General features: G+C 46.4%; 4 protein-coding genes and 1 tRNA gene. All 5 read right to left on the reverse strand.

Translation table 11 applies throughout. The features are described 5' to 3' along the window. Positions 1-2,455 (reverse strand): hypothetical protein (locus EBR25_12125; GenBank protein ID NBW41732.1); only part of this gene is annotated, 2,455 nt, incomplete at its 3' end. Between the two features lie 9 nt (positions 2,456-2,464). After that, the gene (locus EBR25_12130) at positions 2,465-3,349 is read right to left on the reverse strand and encodes a pilus assembly protein (GenBank protein ID NBW41733.1); all 885 of its coding nucleotides are present in this window, start codon (positions 3,347-3,349) and stop codon (positions 2,465-2,467) included. Further along, positions 3,277-4,029 carry a hypothetical protein gene (locus EBR25_12135; protein ID NBW41734.1) on the reverse strand — a complete coding sequence of 251 codons (753 nt, stop codon included), beginning with the start codon at positions 4,027-4,029 and terminating at the stop codon, positions 3,277-3,279. The genes EBR25_12130 and EBR25_12135 overlap by 73 nt, the downstream gene beginning before the upstream one ends. 172 nt (positions 4,030-4,201) lie before the next feature. Then, positions 4,202-5,392: a serine protease gene (locus EBR25_12140; GenBank protein NBW41735.1), complete on the reverse strand. Its 1,191-nt coding sequence runs from the start codon at positions 5,390-5,392 to the stop codon at positions 4,202-4,204. A gap of 213 nt (positions 5,393-5,605) precedes the next feature. After that, positions 5,606-5,674: transfer RNA gene (locus EBR25_12145), tRNA-Ala, on the reverse strand.

A 5,674-nucleotide genomic window follows, 5' to 3' on the forward strand; every position in this document is an offset into this window, starting at 1 on the left:
TCGCTGGATTTGGTTGGGGTGCAACTCGACAAGCATTGATCCACCACTCTCCCATACCGCGAGCCCCCTGAATGGGTGCAGGTTGGGGCGTTTGTGGCGGAAAATCAAAGAACTCCACCCCACCGCAATCCAGCACTCGAAGACATTGAAATAGCGGGTCTAAAAAATTGGTGCGATACTCCTGATAGTTATCCCAGTTTTCCGATCCGAATTCATCAAGTCCAAAAGGGCTGTTTCCATCTGCATCTGGGACAAATAGAGTCGGATGCTGAGGAATCTGGGGCGGAAGGGGCATAGGTCCATACGGTGCAAGCTGAGCCGAGCCGAGCGTTAAAAACACCTCACTTGGTGTCTTGTTTGCTAGCTCTAAATTCATCGGCGGGGTCCCCCAGCTAGAAGCAGCACTGACACCATAAGGGACGTTCCATGCTGGAGTCGCTCTGAACGCGGTGTTCGGGGGAGGAGAAATATTTGATTGATTTAAGACATCATCAAATGGAGTTACTCGATTTCGATATTGTATTCCGAATGAATTCTCGGCAAACGAATCACCTTGCCCGAAGTTGTCAAAATCTACCGCCCCACCCCCTGCTGTCTGCAGCGCTCCATTGGCAAGGAGTTGAGATTGAAATGTCTGAATTCCTCCTTGCTGATAGAGATGATCACAACTTCTCATCTGAGAGGAGAGGACAGAAAAAAATCTTTTCTGTGTACTCTCTAAGAAATAATAATCAGTAAAAAGCTGTTGTCTCTTCTCCCGCTCAATCGTAAAAAACAGGCTTTCTCCTGAACATAGACTGCTAAGATCTTCAGCTGTTGGGCTATCTGGCCCAGGAAACTGAGTAGCTGGTTGAATTCCATAAAAAGGTTTAAGCGAATTAAGCTCCTGAGGACATGACGCATTCGTATCTGGATTGAGAAACATTCCGCGAAAGCAGTTCATCCAGGCTCCAGTCTGAGGACCAAGAGGAAAATGACCCCATGGTAGAGTGACACCCTCTGGAAAATTACACAGTGCATTTCGTAATGGCCAAGCACCCATATCCCCCCGCAGACCTGGAGTCCCTGGATTCCCCCAAGAGGAGTCAGAGTTAATGAGTGGAGCTGGCCTCCATTCCCCATCAAGATTCACTGCTCCAATCAGCGAACGGTCAAGGTATGGAATCGAAGTAATTGGGTCTACAAAGCCAAACTGAGGAATCGTAAAACCAGCTACAAACGGGGTTCGCACCCTTCTTCTTGAAAAATACCTCTCATGATGATGACCAAGATTATTCAGCGTTATGCTGCTACTGACTGAGATCGGGCTCCTTGAAGTTTGGGCTGCAATAGGCAGATTATCTGCAGTTCCTAAAACAAATGGATCCGTATTGTAAACCGTCTCTCCATTTCTCTTTAATATCCCTAATAAGGTACTCACCAATGAATTTCGAACTAATATAGCTGGATTCATGCACGCAACTTCCATTTCTTGCTGCTGTAATGCGGTCAGGGGTGGCTGACCTAGTACAGCAAGTGACCTATGTGGCGGCTGAGAGTCTCCTTGATTTACATTCGGATCAAAAGTTGCGTAATCCGTCCCTGGTTGAGGAAATCGAGGATAGGAGCCAATTTCAATCGGGGACGGTTGATCAAAGTTTGACTGACCTATCGGATCATACCGCGCTTGAAGAGCTGGATTTTGAAACTGGTATCTTGGATCATTGGCTGCAGTTGTCATATGAGGGGAAACGAATATCGAAGTAGAGGGGGTTGGTGGGAGTTCTCCTACCTGCCCTAGGAACTGCGTTTGAGTAGGTGTATTCACTCCGAAGGCTCTTATCCTTTTTACTGTCTTTGCGCGGACGGTTCTCTCTCCGCTAAAAAACGAGCTTACTTCTGCTGTTAACTCACATCCTAGTGTATTCCCCTGGCTCCGACTCGGACGGTCTAAACTACCTAGGCTAATCCCAGGCTCCTCAAAGATTGAGGGTCGATAAATTCGTTCATTGGTCCCTTCAACCAGCATATCTTTGATCGCGCGAACATCACCTTGAAAAACACAATCACCATCTATAGTACAACTCCCTCTGGCTGGGTTATCCTGGTCTCGTATACTTACCTGATCAAGGGTGCCTAGCGGAGTATCTGTGGGTGTTGTGAGACGAGCAAAGGTAATTTGTGCGCCACGAAGAATCGGTGAGTTATTAAGATCCGTAACACTCGAATTAAATCGAATTAATGCTGCTCTTTGTACTGGTAGCTCTTGCGCTGCATGAGTACAGATCGACTCTACTTGCTCGTTTAAGACAAGTGTCAGGTATTTTACCATACGAACATCAATAAAGAGCCTCATGAAGGCGAGAAAGAACAACGGAATAAAAATAATAAATAAAGTAAGAACAACAGCTCCTTGTTCTTTGCGATCTCTCTCTTTCGCATGTGTAAAAAGTATCGTGTAACTCAACTTCAACACCCTATTTCTTTACTGATCAAATTGCTGCATCCCCAAAAAGCCCTGAATCCTGACAAATGGAGTACTCGTAATTGGAAATAAACAATCGTCTTGGTCTTCCCCTCTCATACCAAGATGTCCAGCAGCCAGGTGAACCAAGCGGGCAAGAAACATCGGCTTCATACAGTACGTACACTGAAAGCCCAGTGACTCACCAACTTGTGCATAGTTTATGTTCCCCAAAGGCAGCTGTGGAGGTTGATTCTGTGGATTTAGGGCTCGACAACTCACACAATGATCCTGATTAGAGCATGGAAATCGAACTGCAGATCCCAAGCTTTCTTGTAAGTAGGCATAAATATACGCTAGAGAAATCCAATACTGAGGAGGAACATTTCCTAAATTCGGCGTTGAAAGATAATTTTGATACGTTTGAGCGATATCAGAGTTGACCGCCCCCTCTTGAAAATTACCCGCCTGTAAATAGCAGGACCACTCCACGAAACTACCAGTTTCTGAACATGGTTGCAGAGGGCGAATAGGGGTTCCTGGTATATAATAATTCAATCGCTGTTGGTCACCTCGCCGGGCTCCAAACGCTACTCCGTTGGGCACGGCAACATCAAGTGTGGTTTTTGTATTTATAAAAATTGAAAAATAGATAATTCCAAATATCCCAACCAGGACAAGTGGGAGAGCAATCGCTAGACTAACCAACGTACTCCCTTGCTCTCTTCGGAAAAAACAAAGTGCTGCTGTATTCAAACTACGATTGCAATGCGCCCTGTGAGGTTCTGACCTCCCTTTTATCAAAACTTGATTGCTATTTGCATGATGACTACTCATGGACCCACGACTCCTGTCTGGGCTAGAGTCTGTGCAGTCCACAGAGCCGTAGGAAATAGAATTCGGCATCGACTGCCCGTCGGATCGGCCCCGACATCATGCACAAGTACCGCATACTCTGGACGACACAGTTGGTCGTTTGCTCTTGCAAGTTGACCAAACCGAGCAATAAATATGTTGTTACATCCAGCGGGGGTATTTGTTAGTGGCGCATCTTGTATACACGGAACTTGAGCACTTGTATCACAAGAAAAGAGAGTCTGTGGATTAGGAATTTCTCCACAATTTCCTGCACCATTCACGGGCGGTATTGACTGAACAAAGTAGAGATTCAATTGTTGTTGAGGGTCTAAATATTGTGTGAGTCGCGCGGCTAAGTTCTGCATAGTCGCAACTATGTTGTCTTGTGGGCGCGGCTGAATAAATCCAGTGGTTGCCAGAGTCAGAAGAGGAAGATTGTAGCTTGTGTGCTCGGAGCGTATCGCAGCGGCTAACCGCGCATCATTTTCGATCTCGGTCGTGATCGTTTGGCTCACAAAAATTGCCGCAGGTAGGCATACGAGTATAAAGATAGAAGCGATGATGGTCAGATCAAGAACTGCTCCACACTCCCCACCGAGATTCTTTCGCCACGGACGCGATACTACCCTCGCTGTCTTATCGGGTATATCAGCTGGCAAGGTTCTGTGTGAGGGGTTGGTAATGCATCTTCCAAAGCCATAGTTACTCAGCTTTTGATTTAAACGCATATGTTATTACCCCACCTAACACAGAAACGATGAAGACCCTTTAGCGCTATCTCACCGAAATTACTCAGTCATTGTAACGAGGAGATACACTACTAGGGAAGTCCCCTTTCATAGACTAATATGGGAAATTTGCGTACCAGCGTCTCATAAAAATACTTATTTCAATCGCCTCTTACCTGGTTTCAATATCATCAGAAGTCTCGTGGGTGGGCGGTGTCTTATCAGCAGGCGGATTTTCGGCCCTTGAGATACGAAGCAAACTCGGATCGAGTGATTTGAGCGAAAGTGTCTCAGCATCAGGAACGAGGCCTGATTCTGCCAAAAAGTCATATACCTTCTCGGGCGGCACACTAAGGCCCATGTGAGGAACGGGTGTAGATCTGATTCCGTTTGTATAAATCATTGAATACGTTCCAACATAAAAGCCGAGCGGTACTTTTTCCTCTCCTACTGGAATGAAATGCCAAATACCTGCTCCTGAGTTTCCCATGTACGTGGGGGCGCTCACCATATTGAAGCTTCGGCCATTCTTGTGATGATTCATTATCGTAATTGCTCCGTCACTCAGAAATGGTTCAACTCCAAGCTGGGCACCGTATGTTGCTATCTTTGTTCCCTCCCGAATACATCCAAGTTTGTCATGAGGAAGAAAGCACGGAGTCGGATCTGGGATGGGCCGCTCTTCACGAATCGTTAGTAGGGCAAGATCGTTATTTTCTCGTACGCTGATAATATCGGCATATACTGTTTCTGTTCCACCATTCCGATAAATAGTCGTCTCTATTCCTTTGTTGAGGAGCGTCTCATCCGTTAGAGCAGCATCGACCACATGGTTACATGTTAATACGACACTCAGGTACTTTCCCTCGGCATCAGGCCCGGAATAGATGATGACTCCTGACCCAGTTTCGTCTTTAACTTTGAGACGAACGGTTGACTCTTTCATTTGCTTGATTCGAAGAAACTCGGGATCCGGATCGAGATCTGCAATGACTTCACGAATGCGCTCGGGAGAGATCGCTAAGAATTCGCGCGCGATAAGATCGTCCATGACCGCCTGAGCGATAATTTCACGATCTGCTCGATAGATTGCTGGAAGATTCTCACGGGCATACCACTGCGCACCACGCGCCGCATCCTCGCGAAGCTCATCCCATTTCTCGTTTATCTGTTGACGAACTTCTGCTCTAATCTGCTGCTCTACCTGTCGTTCACTGATTTCTTCAGTGCCTGCACAGCCAAGTGAAAGAGAAAGGGTAAATGCTGTTGCTAACTTATCGAACCACCGTTGCTGATCAATTTCAGAACCGGTAGGGTCAGTGTCTCTGTCGTGTTCTTTACGACCTTGATGGGATATTTCCATACGACCATGTAATCTCTTCTCTTTACTGAAGTAAAGACTTAAAAGCTCTCCGCACCAATGAAGGTAAATTTCTTTCTGTCTTTACGCCGAGTAGAGACACTTTGTGATCAACATACAAAGAAAGGAAGAAAGACTGTTGCACTGAGGAGTTATTACACCGCGAGCCAGTTATAGAACGCAAGTGCCTTGATACAGCACCCTACTGAGAAAAGCTGGTGGACCCTACCGGGATCGAACCGGTGACCTCAACACTGCCAGTGTTGCGCTCTCCCAGCTGAGCTA

Source organism: bacterium, assembly GCA_009926305.1.
GTDB lineage: Bacteria > Bdellovibrionota_C > UBA2361 > UBA2361 > RFPC01 > RFPC01.